Source organism: Pseudomonas sp. 05L36, from assembly GCF_056398125.1.
In genome coordinates this window covers 53034-71998 of sequence record NZ_JBFTOU010000014.1, presented here as the reverse complement: position 1 = coordinate 71998, position 18965 = coordinate 53034, and the positions used below count along the sequence as shown (strand labels likewise).

Annotated in this window: 14 protein-coding genes; 6 read left to right on the top strand and 8 right to left on the bottom strand. The window is 60.0% G+C overall.

Going from position 1 to position 18965, the window contains the following annotated elements; all coding sequences use genetic code 11:
- Positions 1-28: 28 nt before the first annotated feature.
- From AC1DKH_RS16355 to AC1DKH_RS16330, 6 genes are all read left to right on the top strand, one after another.
- Entirely contained in the window at positions 29-1741 is a 1713-nt protein-coding gene (locus AC1DKH_RS16355; protein WP_477798665.1) for a DUF2138 domain-containing protein, read from the top strand.
- The gene (locus tag AC1DKH_RS16350) at positions 1738-2376 is read left to right on the top strand and encodes a DUF1175 domain-containing protein (protein ID WP_477798664.1); all 639 of its coding nucleotides are present in this window, start codon (positions 1738-1740) and stop codon (positions 2374-2376) included. Before AC1DKH_RS16355 ends, AC1DKH_RS16350 begins: the two co-directional genes overlap by 4 nt.
- Positions 2373-6932, top strand: coding sequence for an alpha-2-macroglobulin family protein (locus tag AC1DKH_RS16345; protein WP_477798663.1), 4560 nt, complete (start codon positions 2373-2375; stop codon positions 6930-6932). Before AC1DKH_RS16350 ends, AC1DKH_RS16345 begins: the two co-directional genes overlap by 4 nt.
- A complete protein-coding gene (locus tag AC1DKH_RS16340) occupies positions 6910-8553 on the top strand; it encodes a DUF2300 domain-containing protein (RefSeq protein ID WP_477798662.1) in 1644 nt (547 codons plus the stop codon). The genes AC1DKH_RS16345 and AC1DKH_RS16340 overlap by 23 nt, the downstream gene beginning before the upstream one ends.
- A 3-nt stretch (positions 8554-8556) precedes the next feature.
- Positions 8557-9369: a YfaP family protein gene (locus tag AC1DKH_RS16335; protein ID WP_477752881.1), complete on the top strand. Its 813-nt coding sequence runs from the start codon at positions 8557-8559 to the stop codon at positions 9367-9369.
- A gap of 384 nt (positions 9370-9753) precedes the next feature.
- Positions 9754-10767, top strand: coding sequence for a PDDEXK nuclease domain-containing protein (locus tag AC1DKH_RS16330; protein WP_477798661.1), 1014 nt, complete (start codon positions 9754-9756; stop codon positions 10765-10767).
- A 305-nt stretch (positions 10768-11072) separates the two neighbouring features.
- Here AC1DKH_RS16330 and AC1DKH_RS16325 read toward each other — a convergent pair whose 3' ends face one another.
- From AC1DKH_RS16325 to eat, 8 genes are all read right to left on the bottom strand, one after another.
- Positions 11073-11819, bottom strand: coding sequence for a LexA family transcriptional regulator (locus tag AC1DKH_RS16325; RefSeq protein ID WP_477752883.1), 747 nt, complete (start codon positions 11817-11819; stop codon positions 11073-11075).
- 229 nt (positions 11820-12048) lie between these two features.
- Positions 12049-12576, bottom strand: coding sequence for an inorganic diphosphatase (gene ppa / locus AC1DKH_RS16320; RefSeq protein WP_007894323.1), 528 nt, complete (start codon positions 12574-12576; stop codon positions 12049-12051).
- Positions 12577-12689: 113 nt separating this feature from the next.
- Positions 12690-13502: a M90 family metallopeptidase gene (locus AC1DKH_RS16315; protein WP_477798660.1), complete on the bottom strand. Its 813-nt coding sequence runs from the start codon at positions 13500-13502 to the stop codon at positions 12690-12692.
- A 4-nt stretch (positions 13503-13506) separates the two neighbouring features.
- Positions 13507-14163: a DedA family protein gene (locus tag AC1DKH_RS16310; RefSeq protein WP_477798659.1), complete on the bottom strand. Its 657-nt coding sequence runs from the start codon at positions 14161-14163 to the stop codon at positions 13507-13509.
- A gap of 225 nt (positions 14164-14388) precedes the next feature.
- On the bottom strand, positions 14389-14850 hold the full coding sequence (locus tag AC1DKH_RS16305) for a GNAT family N-acetyltransferase (RefSeq protein WP_477798658.1): 462 nt from the start codon (positions 14848-14850) through the stop codon (positions 14389-14391).
- A 114-nt stretch (positions 14851-14964) separates the two neighbouring features.
- Positions 14965-15789 carry an ethanolamine ammonia-lyase subunit EutC gene (eutC, locus tag AC1DKH_RS16300; RefSeq protein ID WP_477798657.1) on the bottom strand — a complete coding sequence of 275 codons (825 nt, stop codon included), beginning with the start codon at positions 15787-15789 and terminating at the stop codon, positions 14965-14967.
- Between the two features lie 8 nt (positions 15790-15797).
- Entirely contained in the window at positions 15798-17192 is a 1395-nt protein-coding gene (locus AC1DKH_RS16295) for an ethanolamine ammonia-lyase subunit EutB (RefSeq protein WP_477798656.1), read from the bottom strand.
- 191 nt (positions 17193-17383) lie between these two features.
- Positions 17384-18754 (bottom strand): ethanolamine permease, encoded by a 1371-nt coding sequence (gene eat, locus AC1DKH_RS16290; RefSeq protein ID WP_477756305.1) that lies wholly within the window; start codon positions 18752-18754, stop codon positions 17384-17386.
- Positions 18755-18965: the final 211 nt, after the last annotated feature.

Genomic DNA, 18965 nt, shown 5'->3' with positions numbered 1-18965 from the left:
CCACGGATGAACATCGGGTTTTGTGAACATGAGTGATAGCGCTGTTACTCCGGCCGCTGGCGCACCAGCGGCCAAACCTTCCCTGCATTGGCCGACACTGCTGATCGGGATATGCCTGGTCGTCGTTGTGGCCGGTGGGTTGGGGTGGTTCATGCACAAGCCCAAGGCCCCGGCGCCTGCGTTGGCCAGTGACAAACTGGGCATGAGCCGCCCGGATGGCTTGCTGGAAACCCATTCCCTGAGCCAGTTGCCCAAGGACTTGCTGGCAGTGCCGTTTCTCAAGGAAACCCTGACCGAAGACTTCGTCTTCTATTACGAAAGCCATGCCGACCGCCTGGGGTTGATCGGCAGCTTGCGGCGGATCATCTACGAACATGACCTGAAACTGCAGGACACCTTGATCGAGCAGTTGTTCGATCAGCCTGCCGACGTAGCGTTGTGGCGCGGGGCGGATGGGCGGCTCAAGGATTTCCTGCTGGTGATGGATCGCGGCGGGCTGGCCAAGGTGCTGGAGCCGCTGGCCAAAGTGGCGCTGGACGACTCGCAGTTGAGCAAAGTCGCTGACGTGAAGGTCGGCACCGACGACGTGGCGCTCTATCAACTCAATTACAACGCCAGCAAGGCGCTGCTGTTTGCGTCCCATGGTGACAAACTGGTGGTGCTGTCCAACCCGGCGAAGCTCTACGATCCACAAAGCGGTGCAACGGAAGAATCGGGCAGCGTATCGACCACGGCCATTGCCGCGTTGCTCAATGGCGACAAACTGTTCCCCGAAGCCTTTGGCCTGCCGCCTCGTGCGCCGCAGGTGAAACAACGCCTGTCGGTGAATGCCAGCGTGCTGGCCATGGGTTACCAGCGCTTCATTGCGAACTTCGCCGGCCTGCGTTTCGACATGGACGACAAGGGCTGGCACAGCTTCCTGGCCATGGATGAACTGGAGAATCAGCCGGACTTCGATTTCAAGCCGATCTGGCAAGCCATGCCGATGGGCGCCAGCGCTTGCGTGGCGTTGCCGCTGGCTGCCGAACAACAGAAACCGCTGCTGGTGAAACTCGGTGCCGAGGAGAAGGTGGCTCAGGCGCTGACCGAACACATGGCCGGCGCGGCGGGCCTGTGCTGGTATGCCGATTCGCGGTTGTACACACCCTTACTGGTGGCCAGCCTCAACGATGATGGCGGCGGCAAACTCGATGGAGACTTGGGCAGTCTGTTCGGCTCGATGGTCGGTGCCTACGAGAGCAATGTCGAAGAAGGCGCCTTCCCGGTGGTGGAAAAACAGCAAGGCCAGAGCCATCTGTGGCAACGTCAGGTCAGCTCCAGTTTCGGTCCCTATACGGCCAAGGAAGCTCAAGATCCCGATGCCATCAGCGGCAAGGCGTTCATGCGCGTGAGCCTGGCGCGTCACGGTTCGACGCTGCTGTTTTCTCTCGATGACAAGCTGGTGGACAAGGCTCTTGGCACCCTCGACAAACGTTTCCCGCCAATGGCCGACGTGGTGCCAAAAGACCTGCTGATGCCGGTCTATTTCGGTCCGGAGTCCATGGCGCAACTGATGCAGCAGGAAACCCTCGACAGCCTGCCCCAGGACATGGAGCCGGTGTTCTACAACGCCGCGCAAACCTGGCTGATCCCGAAACTGCGCAAGCTCGGCGGCTACGGTAAATACGCCCTGACCTTGCCCGAAGGCAGCGAGCCTGACGGCCACTGGCAGTGGCTGCCGCTGGAGTGGAAAGCTCTGTGACGGCATTGATCCGAAGTCTCGGCCTGCTGGCCTTGTTGCTGAGCGCGGGTGCCCGCGCTGACGAGGCACCATCGCTCGACCCACAGCAATCCCAGGTGTTTCGCGCCTGGTTCGTGCGCATCGCCCAGGAGCAACTGAGCCAGGGCCCGAGCCCCCGTTGGTATCAGCAAGACTGCGCCGGACTGGTGCGCTTCGCCGCTAACGAAGCACTGAAAGTCCATGACGACAAATGGCTGCGCAGCAATGGCCTGTCCAATCGTTACCTGCCGCCGGAGTTGCAATTGAGCGATGCCCAGCGCGGTCTTGCCCAGCAATGGCAGCAGGGCGGCGGCAAAGTCGGGCCATACGTCAATGCGATCAAATTGATCCAGTTCAACAGCCATCTGGTCAGCCGCGATGTGGCCCAAGCACGCCCCGGCGACCTGATGTTTTTCGATCAGGGCGACGACCAGCACCTGATGATCTGGATGGGCCGCTACATTGCCTATCACACCGGCACCAGCACACCCACCGACAACGGCATGCGTTCGGCAAGCCTGCAGCAACTCATGACATGGAAGGACACCCGATGGATACCCGACGCAGCCAACCCCAACTTCATCGGCGTCTATCGACTGAATTTTCTTTCCCAATGACCGGTGCCCGCATGCTGCGTTTTCTGTCTCTGCTGTTGGTATTGGTGCTGCCTTTCTCGGCGGTTGATGCGGACGACTCGATCCCGTCCAGCGGCTATGCACCAGTGGCCGGCGAGAGTTTTTTCCTGCTGGCCGACAGCAGCTTTGCCAGCGACGAACAGGCGATGGTGCGCCTCGAAGCGCCGGGTCGCGACTATCGCCGGTTTCGCATGGAGCCCTACGGTGGTGCCGACATTCGGGTGTATCGCATCGACAAGCCAATGGATTTTCTCAAGCGCCAGAAGAACCTGCATCGGGTGGTCAGCGATGGCCAGTTCAAGGGTGAAGGGCTGTCCAACACTCTCGCTTACCTGTGGGACAACTGGTATCGCAAATCCCGTCGGGTGATGCAGCGGGCGTTTTCCTACGAGTCGCGTAAACAAGTCACCGAGGAAGTGCCGGAACTGAAGATGGGCAATGCGATGGCCGCGCCAACGCCCTACGATGCGCAGCCGCAATTTGCACTGATACCGGGTTTGCCGGTAGTCAGCCAGTTCCGTTATCCGTTGTGGCAGGCCAAGCCGATCCAGCCACCTGCCGGGGTGAACCTGGCCGGCTCTTCCAGTGAGTTCGTCAGCGTCGCGCCGGGCAACGTGTACATCCCGCTGGGTAATCTCAAACCGGGTCTTTATCTGGTGGAGGCGCTGATCGGCAAGTACCGTGCGACCACCATGGTGTTTGTCTCCAACACCGTGGCGGTGAGCAAGATCGCCGGTGACGAATTGCTGGTGTGGGCCGCGCGCAAACACGAAGGCAGCTCGGTGCCGAAGGTCAATGTGCTGTGGACTGACGGCCTCGGCGTGATGAGCAGCGGTGCCACCGATACCGACGGCTTGCTGCGCCTGAAGCACGTCAGCCCCGAGCGCTCGTTCGTGATCGGCGAAGACGAAGAGGGTGGGGTGTTCGTCTCCGAGAACTTCTACTACGACAGCGAAATCTATGACACCAAACTTTATGCCTTCACCGATCGGCCGCTGTATCGACCGGGGGATTGGGTGTCGCTGAAAATCGTCGGGCGGGAGTTCAAGAACGCGCGGGACTCGGTGCAGCCAAGCGCGGCCGACGTGAATGTGACCGTGCTGGATGCGACCGGCACGGCGCTGCAATCCCTCGATCTGAAACTCGATTCCAAGGCTGGCACTCAAGGCCGATTCCAGTTGCCCGATAACGCCGTGGCCGGTGGTTATGAACTGCGTTTCAACTACAAGGATCAGGCCTACAGCAGCGCCTTTCGTGTCGCTGAATACATCAAGCCGCACTTCGAGATTTCGCTCAATCTGGCCAAGCAGGATTACCGTACTGGCGAGCCGGTCAAGGGCAACCTGGTGCTGCTGTACCCGGACGGAAAACCGGTGGCCAATGCGAAATTGAGTCTGAGCCTGCGCGCCCAGCAACTGTCGATGGTCGACAACGAACTGCAATACCTCGGGCAATTTCCGGTGGAGCTGACCAGCACCGAATTGACCACCGATGCCAAGGGCAACGCGTCCCTCGACTTGCCGGCTGCCGACAAACCGAGTCGCTACATGCTCACGGTGTTTGCCAGCGACGGTGCGGCGTATCGGGTCAAGACCACCAAGGAAATCCTCATCGACCGTGGCGCGGCGAATTTCCGCTTGAGCGCGCCTCGGCGTTTCAGCGCGGTGGGTGACAGGGTTGCCTTCAGCTACACCCGCGAAGGTGAGCAGGTCGATGCCGTTACGCCGGGCAGCTACGACTGGGTACGCCTGGAAGACCAGAGCATCGGCGAAGGCAAACTCGCGGCAATCGACAAGGGGTTCACCCTGGCCTTTGACCGGCCGGGCACCTACAACCTGACGCTCAAGGATGATCATGGCCGGGTGGTCGGTGCCACCGGTCATTCGGTTACCGGCGAAGGTGTCAAAGCCGTACCCGGCACCGTGAAAATCGTCCTCGACAAGCCCGAGTACATAGCCGGTGATGAGGCGCTGGCGCTGATCACTTTCCCCGAGCCAGTGAGCGATGCGCTGCTGTCTCTGGAGCGCGATAAGGTCGAAGCCACTGCGTTACTTTCCAAAGGCGGCGACTGGCTGAAGATGGAAAAACTCAGCGATACCCAATACCGCGCGCGCATCCCGGTGAAGGACGGTTTCGCGCCGAACCTGACCTTCTCGGTGCTGTACACCAAGGGCGGCCAGTACAGTTTCCAGAACGCCGGCATCAAAGTGATTACGCCGCAGATCGATGTGGTCATCACCACCGATAAAGAAACCTATCAGCCGGGCGAAACCGTCTCGGTGGACCTGACCACCCAATTCGCCGGCAAAGCGATTCCCGCGCACCTGACGGTCAGCGTGGTCGATGAAATGGTCTACGCGCTGCAACCGGAAGTCGCGCCGAGCATCGACCAGTTCTTCTATCACCCACGGCGTAACAACGTGCGCACCAGCGCCAGTTTGTCGTTCATCAGTTATGACGTCGCCCTGCCGGGCAGCCCCGGTGCACCGGGCAAAGCCAATCGCAGTGAGCGCGGCGTGAAAGTGCTGGAGCGACCGCGTCGCGAGGATGTCGACACGGCGGCGTGGCAACCTGAGTTGCTGACCGATGCCAATGGCAAAACCCGCTTCACCTTCAAGATGCCCGACTCCCTGACCCGCTGGCGCATCACCGCCAGGGCCATCGCCGATGGCGGGCAGGTCGGGCAGAAGAAGCAATTCGTGCGCTCGGAAAAACCGCTGTACCTGAAGTGGAGCGGCCCGACTCGATTCCGCGCCGGCGACAAACCGGACCTCGGCGTGTTCGCCTTCAGTCAGGCCGAGAAACCGGTCAAGGCCGAACTGGTGACCCGTTACGCCGGCAACGAACAGCGCGTGCCTGCGACCCTGAACAGCGGCATCAACTACATCCCGTTGCCGGCCTTTGAGCTGGCCAATGGCGAGTGGAGCGCCGAGCTGGTGCAGGACGGCAAAACCGCTGACGCCCTGACGGTGCACCTGAGCGCGACCGGTGAAGGCTGGCAGGTGACTCAAACCCAGAGCCTTGATGTGGGTGAGGGCGATACGCCGCTGACGTTGCCGACAGACGCCAGTGATATCCGCCTGCGCCTGGATGACAGTCCGCCAGCGTTGTTCCGTTCTGCCCTCGACGACCTGCTGAGCTACCCCTACGGTGGCGTCGAGCAGACCGCCAGTCGCCTGTTGCCGTTGAGCATCGCCTACCCGACGCTGGCGGCGAATCCGCAGATCCGCGATCGCCTGCGCCTGATCATGCAAAACAGTCGCTTGCGCCTGGTGCAAATGGCTGGCCCTTCGGCGTGTTTCACCTGGTGGGGCATGGACGGCGAGCCGGATGCGTTCCTCACCGCTTACGCCTATTACGCCGACTGGCATGCCAGCCAGGTGCTTGAACTGAGCCTGCCGCCGGAGCATTGGCAGCGGGTGCTGGAGGTCTACGCCAAGCAGGCGAAGAGCACGCCGCTGTTGCAGCGGGCGCTGATCCTGTCGTTTGCCCGACAGATGCAGTTACCGGTCAACACCTTGCTCAGTGGCTTGATGGACGACCTGGCGAAAGCGGGTGAGGGCACTGCCGCGAATCTGATGGAAGACGGCGAAGACAGCCTCGTCATGAGCGATCCGGATTCAGCCTTGGGGCTGGCGGCCGCACGGGTGCTGACGGCATCGCTGGCCAGGCAAGCGAAGGTCGCTTTGCCGGATGTGTTCAACCGGCAACTGGCCGACGCGCAGCAACGTCTGGCGGTCAGTTCCCAGCCGTTTGCCGAAGCGCTGAACCTGTCGCTGCAGCCCTTCGATCAGGCTCACGCTCAAGCGTTGTTGCAACGTTTGTTGCCGCAGCAATCGACCCTGGAGCGTGCGTTGGCGTTGACCTGGCTGCAACGCAGCATCGAGCAGGCATCGCCCACCATTGCATTGGCGCCGGGTGAAGGCTGGAAGAAGCAGTACGGGGTTTCTGGTGAGATGTATTGGACGTGGCAGGGGGCTGCGCCCGTGCCGACGGTATTGACGCTAAGCGGCGCGCAAGAGCGTCCATTACGTGCTGCACTGAGCTACCGCAGCCAACAGCCGGCGGTCGATCCGATGGCCGTGACCATCACCCGTCGCCTGTCGCGACTGGTGCCGGGGGATGAAGCCTTCACCTTCAAACTCGAAGCGGTCGGCAATGCGCCACTGTCGAGCGATAACCTTTATCTCGACGAAGTGATCGTCACCAGCAAAGCCGCCAGACCGTTGCGTTACGGCATGCTGGAAGTGCCGCTGCCGCCGGGCGCCGATGTCGAGCGCACCACCTGGGGCATCAAGCTCATGGGCAAGGCCGACACCGAGCCAACAGCGCTGGAGAAGGCGCGTTTCGAACCGGGGCAAATGGCTTATGCCGTTCCGGTGGATGCCTTGAGTGGCGAATTGCGCCTGCGGCACTTGGTGCGCTTCTCGCAGAAGGGGCAGTTCAACTTGCCGCCGGTGCGTTTCACTCAGGTCTATGCACCGCAGCATCAGGCAGTGGAACAAAAGGCAGCCCTTGGCCAAGTCACGGTTCACTGACGTGCACAGGCTGCTGATAGGTGGGTTGCTGTGTTTGATCCCTGTGCTGGCAACGGCGCAGGACGAACCTTTGCGCCTGGCCTTCAACGGCGACTTGTTGTCGCTGAACCGAACGAAGGTGATCACCCGCGAGCCGTTGCCGCAGACCTTGCAGACGCCGCTGGGCAGTGTGTGGAAGTTGTTCGTCTACGCCTGGCTGGTGGACACCGGCGCGCGTGAGCCGGCTTATGAATGTCGCGGCCAGTCGAAGGAAGAGGTTTATTGCTGCACGGCGGGCGGCAGGATCGAGCGTGATCAGGCGTTGGTGAAGTCATGCGGTCTGTATTTCGAACCCGCGCGGCTGGGCATTACCGATGCAGATTGGCGAGCCTATTGGCAGACGCGGCAGGCGCCGCAATGGGTGCTGGATTTGCCTTCGTTGCAACCGGCTACCCGGGTTTCGGTGGCGGAACTGTTGAAGGTGCTGTCGGTACTGCCGGCACAGGATCAAGCCCGACGTGTGTTGCTCGATGTGGTGCTCAATGCCGGCGATGGCCATGTCGTCGGCGAACTCGGAAGCCGTCTGCGGGTGAAGACCTGGAGCTGGTTGGCGGATCAGGATGCTGCGTTGCGTCAGGGCGGGTTTGCCGGTTGGACGGCGGATGGTGCATCGGTCTGGGCCGGAGGACGGGGCACCAGTCAGCGGGTACTGCGTGATTACGCGCAGGCACTGTCTACGGTGATTCCCGCTTCATGGCCTGCGGATGCAGGGAAATGCGTAGAGGTCGACCTGTTCTCGCGCTATCCACTTCGGCGCGTGCTGTCGGGGGGCAGTGTGGTGACTTCCGGAGCGTTGCAGGGAGACTACCGTGTTGAATTCGCCAACGGCAATGCGCTGGATATTCACAGCGACGGCGAACTATTCCTGCTCAACGACAAGCTCGTCGCCCGGCTGGATCGCGAAGAATACGTCGCCCGTGTTCTCCAGCGCGAAGCCAGTGCCGAACCGGTCGAAGCCGCCAAAGCCCTGGCCGTGGCCATCCGCACGTACCTGCTGCAAAACGCCACGCGCAGCGGTGACTGCCTGAGCATCGACGACAGCAGCAGCCGTCAGCGGGTCGCACCGCGTCCGGCGTCGTCCGGGTCTCGCGACATCGCCGCGTGGACCAGCGACCTGGTCCTGGCCGGCAGCACCGTCACCTACCATTCCGATCAACCCGGCCCGGACAAACTGTCCTGGCAGCAAGCCGTCGAACAGGCACGGGTCGGCCAACGTTACGACGCCATCTTGCTGCACGCCTACCCACGCGCCAGTCTGAGCCGCTGGGACAACCCGGTCGCGTCCTGCGAAGCGTTGCCCGTCGCACAGGAATGGCTGCAGAAACAACGGCGCGGCTGGCGCCCAAAGCTTGAAAGCGAAACCGGCTACAACGAAGTCAGCACCTTCGCCGTATGCCGCCTGGCCTTCGGCCGCCCCTATGTCGACCGCGAACGTCAGCGCATCTACGTACGCGGCGCGCAGACGCTGCAAGAACGCCTCGACCTGACCCACGAATACCTGCACCTGGCCTTCGAAGCACACCCCAACGGCCAGGATGAAACCTACATCGAAGGGCTCGCCCGCCACCTCTTGCTGGAATAGGCCATGAAACTCCGTTATCCACAGGTCTTGCTGTTGCTCTGTTCGCTGGTGGCGTTGCCATCGGTGATGGCGGCTGACAGCGTCAAACTCGACACCCCCGCAGGCGGTTGGCGCACCGGCGCGCCTGAGGGCGAAGGGGAAAGCTTCCGGCAGACCGTCAACTACCCGGCCTCGTCGGTGAATACCCCGGCAGGGCAGGCCAACACCGCTCGCATCAGCGGGCAGATCAAAGCCACACCGAAGTCGACAGAGCCCGGCCGGCTGATCGTCAACGGGGTGAGCATGCCGCTGAAAATCGACCCGGCCGGCCGCTTCGATCGCCCGTTCTCATTCCCCAACGGCAGCAACAGCGTCGAAGTACGCAGCCCTGATGGCCAACAACGTCACCGCACGCAATTTCTCAACAGCAGCGGCGGTGCGACCCCGGCCAAGTTGCGCGTTTTGCTGTCGTGGGACAGCGATAACACCGACCTCGACCTGCACCTGATCACCCCCGACGGCGCCCACATCTGGTACGGCGACCGCGTCGCCCCCAACGGCGCAGCGCTCGACGTCGACGTCACCACCGGCTACGGCCCGGAGATCTTCGCCATGCCCGCGCCGATCAAGGGGCAATATCTGGTGTATGTGAACTACTTTGGCGGTGGCTACAGCAGTGATGAAGAGGGGCAGGAAGACGCGGTGCAAGCGCTGACCACGGCGCAGGTGACGGTGATTACCGAGGAAGGCACGCCGAGCGAGAAGATGGAGACGTTCCTGGTGCCGATGCGCGCGGTGGGGGAGCTGACGTTGGTGAAGTCATTCAGCTATCCGTGAGGTTGAGGTACAACTTGCGCAGGGTTTGCACACGATTGCGCCCGTGATCCTTGGCGCCATACAGGGCTTCATCCGCCTGTGAAAGCAGGTTAGAAAGGTCGTAGCACCACTCGCGGGTGAAAACGAGCGGGACAATATCGACCCCCTTGACCCCGCCAACTGACCTGCACCACACCCAGCACTGCCAGCAGCATCATTGCACCCGGATAAGACAGAGGAAGGACGGGGTGGATTTAGCATCGACCATTTTTGCTTTGCACGTGTTCTCTGGGTGGGATGGAGGCCTATTAGCGTTGTTTCATGCAGACATACATTGTGAATGTTCTTGCGTCGGTATCAGGAGTAATTGAGAGGGCCCTCCAACCGACATGGAAATGCCCTGACGTGAATGATCTTCCTGGCAATACCTCTATCGATTCTGCTTTCAACGAAATCACCCAACTGATCGTGACAGCGCGACAACGCGCCATGCAGGCGGTCAACACCGAGCTGATTGAGTTGCACTGGCAGGTTGGGGCCTACATCAGTCGCAAAATTGAAGCGGCGGAGTGGGGGGATGGGGTGGTGGCTCGATTAGCCACTCACCTCGCTCGTACTCAGCCCGGACTGAGGGGCTTTACCCGGCCTAATTTGTTTCGTATGCGTCAATTTTTCGAAGCGTACAGGCATGACGTAAAAGTCTCAGCACTGCTGAGACAATTGCCCTGGACACACAACATGATCATCCTCAACCAGAGCAAACGCCCGGAGGAGCGTGAGTTTTACCTGCGCATGGCAATCCAGGAGAAGTGGTCGAGCCGCGAACTGGAGCGGCAGTTCAAGGCGGCTCTGTTTGAACGTTCAGTGGTCAGCCCGGCAAAAGTGTCAGCACCGCTGAGACAAATTCATCCCCAGGCTCTGGACGTGTTCAAGGATGCCTATGTGGTCGAGTTTTTGGCTCTGGAACGTGGTCATGCAGAGACAGACTTGCATGGAGGCTTGCTGCACAAGCTCAGGGACTTTCTGATCGAACTGGGCAGGGACTTCTGCTTTGTGGGTTCGCAATATCCGTTGCAGGTAGGTGGGCGTGACTTTGCACTGGACCTGTTGTTTTTCCACCGTGGGCTGAACTGCCTGGTGGCGATCGAACTCAAGGTCGGGCGCTTTGAGCCGGAATACCTGGGGAAGATGGATTTTTATCTTGAAGCGTTGGACCGCAATGTCCGCAAACCACACGAAAACCCGGCGCTCGGCGTATTGTTATGCGCAAGCAAAGAGGACGAAATCGTCGAGTACGCCCTGAACCGCTCGCTGTCGCCTGCCTTGATCGCGGAGTACCACACCCAATTGCCAGACAAGAAACTGTTGCAAGCCAAGTTGCAGGAGTTTTATGCGCTGAATACTGAAGGGGTTGAGTGATTTTTGTCGTGAATCACTTTCTTTCAGACATTAAAAAGCCGGCTTGTGGCCGGCTTCTCGGGGACTGGCTTGGATCATTTTTGGTAAACCGCGCCAGCCTTCAAAACGTACACCCGGATCTTGCGTCCGGCTGTGGGACCTGGTGAGAAAGTCATCTGTCAGGTCAGTGCATCTGAGCCGCAAGGCGGATCGATGCGCAAATGTGGGGCGCAGCATACGCAGGTTTGACGAAAATTCCCAGCGGGAAGTGCCGGGCAGAGCCGTTTGGCCGCCCGGGTGGGCGGCCGATGGGCGTTCTGGAGCGCTTAAAGAAACGGCAGCGCCGGCCGCCGTTTGTTCAGGGTCGACCACCAGAACACCCAGCCCAGCACCCTGATGTTCTGCTCTTCGATTTGGGCGGGTCTGAAGATTTCATCCGGGTATTCGGCGCGGTTGTGGCTGCGCAGTCGCAGGGAGTTGCCCGGTAGTCGGTGCAGGTACTTGATGCGCAGCATGCCGTCATGTTCGATGGCGTAGATCTCGCCATCGACAATCTGGGTCAGGCCACGGTCAATCGCCAGGGTCGAACCGTCTTCAATTTTCTCGCCCATGCTATTGCCGCTCATAAGGGCGCAGATGGCGTCGGCGTGGTTGATTTCCAGGGAATCGAGGTGGCTGCGGGGCAGGCGGATGGATTTCTCGGGGTCTTCTATAACGTGGGTTATGTTGGAGCCCGGGGCGGTGACAGCTTCTTTGAGGAATGGCAGTTCGACGTCGACAGGCTCGATGACTGTATAGACACCGCGGATGGTCTGGGCATCGAAGATGTTGCCGGAGTCTTCGAGCAGGCGCAGGTGCTGGGCATCTTTCGAGCCTTCGCCGGTTTTCAGCCAGTCGCTGCTGACGGAGAGTTTTCTGGCGACTTCTTCCATGCAATGGGCGGGCACACCGCGGGTGTACCAGTTATGTACATTTTGCGGAGCCGTATCCAGGAATTCGGCAAATCCGGTGGTCGTGATGTTCGCTGCTTCGAGGAGAGCCTTGAAGCGTGGGCCGCTAGTGTTCTTTTTCATGAACGCGAGTCTACTGGCGGCTAACAAGGGTTTGAATAAACGCCTCGTTCAAATTTCGCGGGAAATTTACGACGGGATGTAAGACGCTCTTGGGGAATTTTAAACAAGTAAAAACCAAGATCGAGCAGGGTTAAACGTTATGTTTAGCGCACTTATCAAGCGCCCACAAAAAACCCTGGTTCAACCAGGGTTTTTCTTGAAGCTTGTCGCTTGAAGCTCGCGGCCGCTCTTAACCTTTATAGGCAGCAACCGACTTGGTGATCGCGTCGCGGGCGGCGTCTGCGCCGGCCCAGCCTTCGATCTTCACCCATTTGCCTTTTTCGAGATCTTTGTAGTTCGCGAAGAAGTGCTCGATCTGCTGGATCAGCAGCGCTGGCAGGTCGGTGTATTCCTTCACGTCGACGTACAGCTGGGACAGCTTGTCGTGTGGGACTGCGATGACCTTGGCATCGCCGCCGCCATCGTCGGTCATGTTCAGGATGCCGACCGGACGGGCGCGGATTACCGAGCCTGGAGCAACCGGGTAAGGGGTTACGACCAGCACGTCGAGGGGGTCACCGTCGTCAGCCAGGGTGTTCGGGATGTAACCGTAGTTGGCCGGGTAGAACATTGGGGTGGCCATGAAACGGTCAACGAACAGGCAATCGCTGTCTTTGTCGATTTCGTATTTGATCGGCGCGTGGTTGGCCGGAATCTCGATCGCGACGTAGATGTCGTTCGGCAGGTCTTTGCCAGCCGGAATCTTGCTGTAGCTCATTGGGCGTTGCCCCCGTTAGTTGACCAAAAACACTTGGCCGGATTGACCAAAAAGTGGCGGCGATTATAGGCATATTCCTGGATCGACGCCACGCACCAGAAGTCGTATGGCGCTCACTGGTGTGCCTGATAGACAGGGTCATGCGCCTTTAGTTGCTTCAACCTCGCCAGAGGGTCCTGGCGATAGAACAACTTCAGCTGCTGGTACACCTGTGGATAAGCCTCGTGCAGCAAATCCGGGGCGCTGAAGAAGTATTCGCTGGTGACGGCGAAGAACTCGGCAGGGTTTTCCGCGGCATACGGGTCGATGGCCGTTTCGGCATCGGGATTGCGTTCCAGTTGCCGGTCTAGGTCGTCGTAGGCCTCTTGCATGACGTTGGCCCAGTCGCTGACGCGCATGTCGGCATGCAACGGCGGCAGGCCGTTGGCGACGCCATTGAGCATGTCGAGTTTGTGCGCCAGTTCGTGGATCACCAGGTTGTAGCCTTCCCAGCCTCCGCTGGCCATTACGCCGGGCCAGGCGAGGATGACCGGGCCTTGCTGCCAGGCTTCACCGCTGTGTTCTCCGTCCCATTCGTGCTCGACGCCGCTGGCATCGCGATGGCGCTGGGGGCTGAGGAAGTCGTCGGGGTAGAGAATGATTTCGTGGAAGCCCTGATACCAGTTCAGGTCGCCGAGGTGCAGCAGCGGCAGTTGCGCCTGGGCTGCGAGCAGCAAGCGTTGTTCCTGATGCAGTTCGACACCGGGCAGGGCGCTCAGGTGCTTGTCTTCGAGGAACAGCACGCAGGCTTCGCGCAGCCATTGGTCTTCGGCGGCGCTGAGGCCATCGAGAAAACTCAGGTGATGGCGCACCCGTTGCCACATGTCATCGGCAATCGGGTGCTTTGCCAAGGTGCGCCGGCGACGCCAGGCGCTCAGGGACCACATCGTGTCAGCGCGATTCGGCTTTGGAGTTCGAACCTGCAAGGCGGTTACGTACCATGCCAATGACCATTGGCACCAACGACAACAGGATGATGCCGACTACCAGCAGCGACAGGTTCTTCTTGATGAACGGTACGTTGCCGAAGAAGTAACCGAGCGTCACCAGCCCGCCGACCCACAGGACAGTGCCAAAGACGCTGAAGGCGAAGAACCGCGGATAAGGCATTTTCCCAACGCCGGCGACGAACGGTGCAAAGGTGCGGATGATCGGCATGAAGCGCGCCAGAGTCACGGTTTTGCCGCCATGCTTGTCGTAGAAGTCGTGGGTTTGTTGCAGGTAGTCACGACGGAAGATCTTCGAATTCGGATTGCTGAACAGTTTTTCACCCGCCGTTCGTCCGATGATGTAGTTGGTGCTGTCGCCCAGAACCGCCGCCAGCATCAGCAGGCCGCCGAGCAGTACCGGGTCCATGCCGCCACCGGCCGCCACGGCACCGGCGATGAACAGCAGGGAGTCGCCCGGCAGGAAGGGCATGACCACCAGGCCGGTTTCACAAAAGATCACCATAAACAGGATGGCGTAGATCCATGCCCCGTAGTTGGTTACAAGCATGTCGAGGTAGACGTCGAGATGCAGGACGATGTCGATCGGGTTGAAATCCATGGAAAGCACCTGTGGTAACGGCCCGACTCAGCAGGCCTGTGCGGATGACTTCGCGTAAGACTACGGATAAGGGTAGTTTTTCTTACAAGCCGGGGAGTTCGGGATTATACGAGGCGAGAGGTGAAAATCGCGTCGAGATTGTAGCGGGGAATGTCATGACAAGACCGATGGCTTGATACCGAACCTGTGGGAGCGAGCCTGCTCGCTCCCACAGGTGCAGGTGATTCAGAGTTCGTCGCTGATCGGCAGCACATAGTTCTTGAATTCGGTGTCTTCCTTGAATCCGATGGACTCATAGGTTTTCTGCGCGACTTCGTTGTTGCTGCTGGTGGAAACACGCATGCGCACGGCATTGGTTTCCTTGGCCATTTTTTTTGCGGTGCGGATCAGGTTGTCGGCCACCAACTGGCGGCGGGCGTCCTCGGCGACATAAATATCGTTGAGGATCCACACGCGTTTGAGCGAAAGCGAGGAGAAACTCGGGTAAAGCTGACAGAAACCCAACAGTTTGTTGCTGTCGTCATCGGACAACGCCAGGTAGATCACCGACTCTTTGCGACGCAGGCGTTTTTCGAGGAACGCCCGGGACGAGTCCGGATACGGCAGGGAGCCATAAAACTCGCGATATTTGACGAACAACGGGGTCAGCAGGTCCAGGTGTTCGAGGGTCGCTTGAATAATCCGCATGGTAGGTCTCGTCTTCAAGTGGCTGTCTTACGTCTCTGACGGCGATGGGAAACCCTTGGCGGCCGCGCAACGATCCTGCCTGAAACTGGTACGAATGTGCAATGCAGAAGCGGTTCAGGCATTCGGCGGGCCGAGCAGGAAATTAGCTTTCATGTCGGCCTCCGCGTCCGACGCCAGTGTCTGAACCTGCGCTTCGTCCTTCAGATTGACCCCTGACAACTGCCGCCGGCAGGCTTCACGCATCAAATACAGCAAACGGTGTGCCGCCATGCCGTAACTCAGCCCTTCAAGCCGGACATTGGAGATGCAATTACGGTAGGCATCGGTAAGGCCGACCTTGGGATTGTAGGTGAAATATAAACCCAGGCTGTCCGGGGAGCTGAGGCCAGGGCGTTCGCCGATGAGAATCACGGTCATTTTTGCGCCAAGCAACTCACCGATCTCATCGGCGACGGCCACCCGGCCCTGTTCCACGAGTATGACTGGCGCAACAGTCCAGCTGTCGCCGGCCATTTGCTCTTCGAAACGCGTCAGAAACGGCAGGGTATGGCGATGAACGGCCAGTGCCGACAGGCCGTCGGCGACCACGATCACCAGATCCACGCCTCCCGGATGGGCCGTCGCGTAATCACGCAGGGTCTGCGCCGAGGCATCACTGAGTTTTCGCCCCAGATCGGGGCGTTGCAGGTACGTGTTGCGATCCGTCGCCGCACTGTGCAGCAAAAGACACTGGCGATCACGTTCGGCCAATTGCGCGCCGAGGGAGGCATGGTCAAACGGTAAGTGCACCGCATCCCGCGCCTGAGCGTGGGCGTATTGGAAGTCCAGTTGTGCGCGAGTGGGAATGCTGGTGCCGGTGCGGCCCAGAGCGATTCGCGCCGGCGTCAGGCGCCGCAGCTCCAGCCAGGGGTTGTGTGGATCGAAGGGTAGTTTATCCATGTCAATGCTCATCCCAGTTGCGCCAAGGCCTGCCGGAAGGCTGGCGGCAGGCTGTCGCCGAAGAGAACCCTGCCATCGGCTTGAGTGAAGATGCCCATTTTTGCCAGCCACTGCTCGAACTCCGGTGCGGGCTTCAGGCCCAGGGTCTGCCGGGCGTAGAGCGCATCGTGGAACGAGGTGGTCTGGTAGTTGAGCATGATGTCGTCGGAGCCGGGGATGCCCATGATGAAGTTGATCCCGGCGACTCCCAGCAGGGTCAGCAGGGTGTCCATGTCATCCTGGTCGGCTTCGGCGTGGTTGGTGTAGCAGATGTCGCAACCCATGGGCACACCGAGCAATTTGCCGCAGAAGTGGTCTTCCAGGCCGGCGCGGATGATCTGTTTGCCGTTGTACAGGTATTCCGGGCCGATGAAGCCGACGACGGTATTCACCAGGAACGGTTTGAAATGCCGCGCGACGGCGTAGGCGCGGGTTTCGCAGGTTTGTTGATCGACGCCGTGATGGGCGTTGGCCGACAGGGCACTGCCCTGGCCGGTTTCGAAGTACATCAGGTTCTTACCCAGTGTGCCGCGATTGAGGCTCAATCCTGCGTCGTAACCTTCCTGCAATAAGTTGAGGTTGATGCCGAAACTGGCGTTGGCCGCTTCGGTACCGGCGATCGACTGGAACACCAGGTCCAACGGCACGCCACGATTGACTGCTTCGATCGACGTGGTGACATGGGTCAGCACGCAAGCCTGGGTCGGAATCTCGTAGCGCTGGATGATCGCGTCGAGCATTTCCAGCATGGCGCAGATCGAGGCGATGCTGTCGGTGGCCGGGTTGATGCCGATCATGGCATCGCCATTACCGTGCAGCAGACCGTCGAGAATGCTTGCGGCGATACCGGCCGGTTCGTCGGTGGGGTGGTTCGGTTGCAGGCGTGTGGACAGTCGACCGCGCAGGCCCAGGGTGCCGCGAAACTGTGTGACCACGCGGATTTTTTGCGCCACCAGCACCAGATCCTGCACACGCATGATCTTCGATACCGCGGCAACCATTTCCGGAGTCAGGCCGGGGGCCAGGGCGCGCAGGACCTGTTCGTCGGCGGCATCGCTGAGCAACCAGTCGCGAAAGCCGCCGACGGTGAGGTGGCTGACGACCGCAAAGGCTTGTTTGTCGTGGGTGTCGATGATCAGACGGGTGACTTCATCGGATTCGTAGGGGATCAGCGCTTCCTGCAGGAAGTGGCTTAGTGGAATGTCGGCCAAAGTCATCTGGGCCGCGACGCGCTCGCCGTCATTGAGGGCAGCGACGCCGGCGAGAAAATCCCCGGAACGCGCCGGGCTGGCCTTGGCCATCACATCCTTGAGGCTGTCGAAGCGGTAAGTCTGGGCGCCGACGGAATGGGCATATACGGCCATGGGGCGGGGCCTCCTGATCAATTTAAAATGCGATTCGCTTTTCTGTGGGAGCGAGCTTGCTCGCGATAGCAGTCTTACATCCGCCACATGTGCTGAATGACACACCGCCATCGCGAGCAAGCTCGCTCCCACAGGGGCCTCTGTGCACTTTGATAAGGCAGGCACCGGCAAAAATCCCGGTGCCGGTGCATTTAGATACCTTCGAGCATAGCGTCTGCCGGTGCCTCGGAACGTTGCTTGGCAGTCAGCTGGAAGTACAGGTAGCCGGCAGCCATGAAACCGAGGAAAATCAGGCCGATCAAGGTGTTGAACCACGCCATCGCCACGAGGCATACCACCGCCAGAAACAGTGCGATCCCCGGCACGATCGGATAGCCCGGGGCGCGGAAGGTGCGTTCCAGGTTCGGTTCGGTTTTACGCAGCTTGAACAGGCTCAGCATACTGATGATGTACATCACGATGGCGCCGAATACCGACATGGTGATCATCGCCGCCGTCAGGGTCATGCCTTGCAGGTTGACCAGGCCATCGCTGTAGATCGCCGCGATGCCGATCACGCCGCCGGCCAGAATCGCCCGATGCGGCGTCTGGAAGCGCGAGAGTTTGGCCAGCCCTTTAGGCAGGTAACCGGCGCGAGCCAGGGCGAAGAACTGCCGTGAATAGCCAAGAATGATTCCGTGGAAACTTGCCACCAGGCCGAACAGGCCGATCCATACCAGCATGTGCATCCAGGTCGAATTGTTGCCGACCACGGCTTTCATCGCCTGGGGCAGCGGATCGTTGATGTTCGACAGTTGACGCCAGTCGCCGACGCCGCCGGCCATCACCATCACGCCGATGGCCAGGAACACCAGGGTCAGAATGCCGCTGACGTAGGCCTTGGGGATGGTGCGTTTAGGGTCCTTGGCTTCCTCGGCGGCCATGGCCGCGCCTTCGATGGCGAGGAAGAACCAGATCGCGAAGGGAATGGCGGCGAAAATGCCGGGAATCGAGCCCATCGTGAATTCATTGGCGCCCGACCAGCCATTGAGCACAAAGTTGCTGAAGCTGAAGCCCGGGGCGACCACGCCCATGAACACCAGCAATTCGGCGACCGCCAGCACGGTAACTACCAGCTCAAAGGTGGCCGCGATGCTGACGCCTAGGATGTTCAGGCCCATGAACACGAAATAGGCGCCAACAGCGGCGATTTTCGGGTCCAGTTCCGGGTATTGCACGTTGAGGTAGGCGCCGATGGCCATGGCGATGGCCGGTGGTGCAAAGACGAATTCGATCAGGGTGGCGATGCCGGCAATCAACCCGCCTTTTTCGCCAAAGGCCCGGCGGCTATAGGCAAATGGCCCGCCAGCGTGGGGAATCGCAGTCGTCAGTTCGGTGAAGCTGAAGATGAAGCAGGTGTACATCGTCGCCACCATCAGTGCGGTGACGAGAAAACCCAGTGTGCCTGCGGTGCCCCAGCCGTAACTCCAGCCGAAGTACTCGCCGGAAATCACCAGGCCGACGGCAATGCCCCATAGATGCAGGGTGCCGAGTGTGGGTTTGAGCTGTGTGGAAGAAGTCATAAGTCCTCTCTGTCTTTTTTATTGTTTGATCTGTTGGACTTTCGGGTATGGCATTTATCTGTGATGCGGGCACGCAAAGCCCGTGCCAGAGCAGCAGGGCTATGTTTGGTATGTGAGTTGGAGCGCTTTACCTGTAGGAGCTGGCGAAGCCTGCGATCTTTTCAATCAGACGACTGGAGCCACCGACAAGCGAAGATCAAAAGATCGCAGC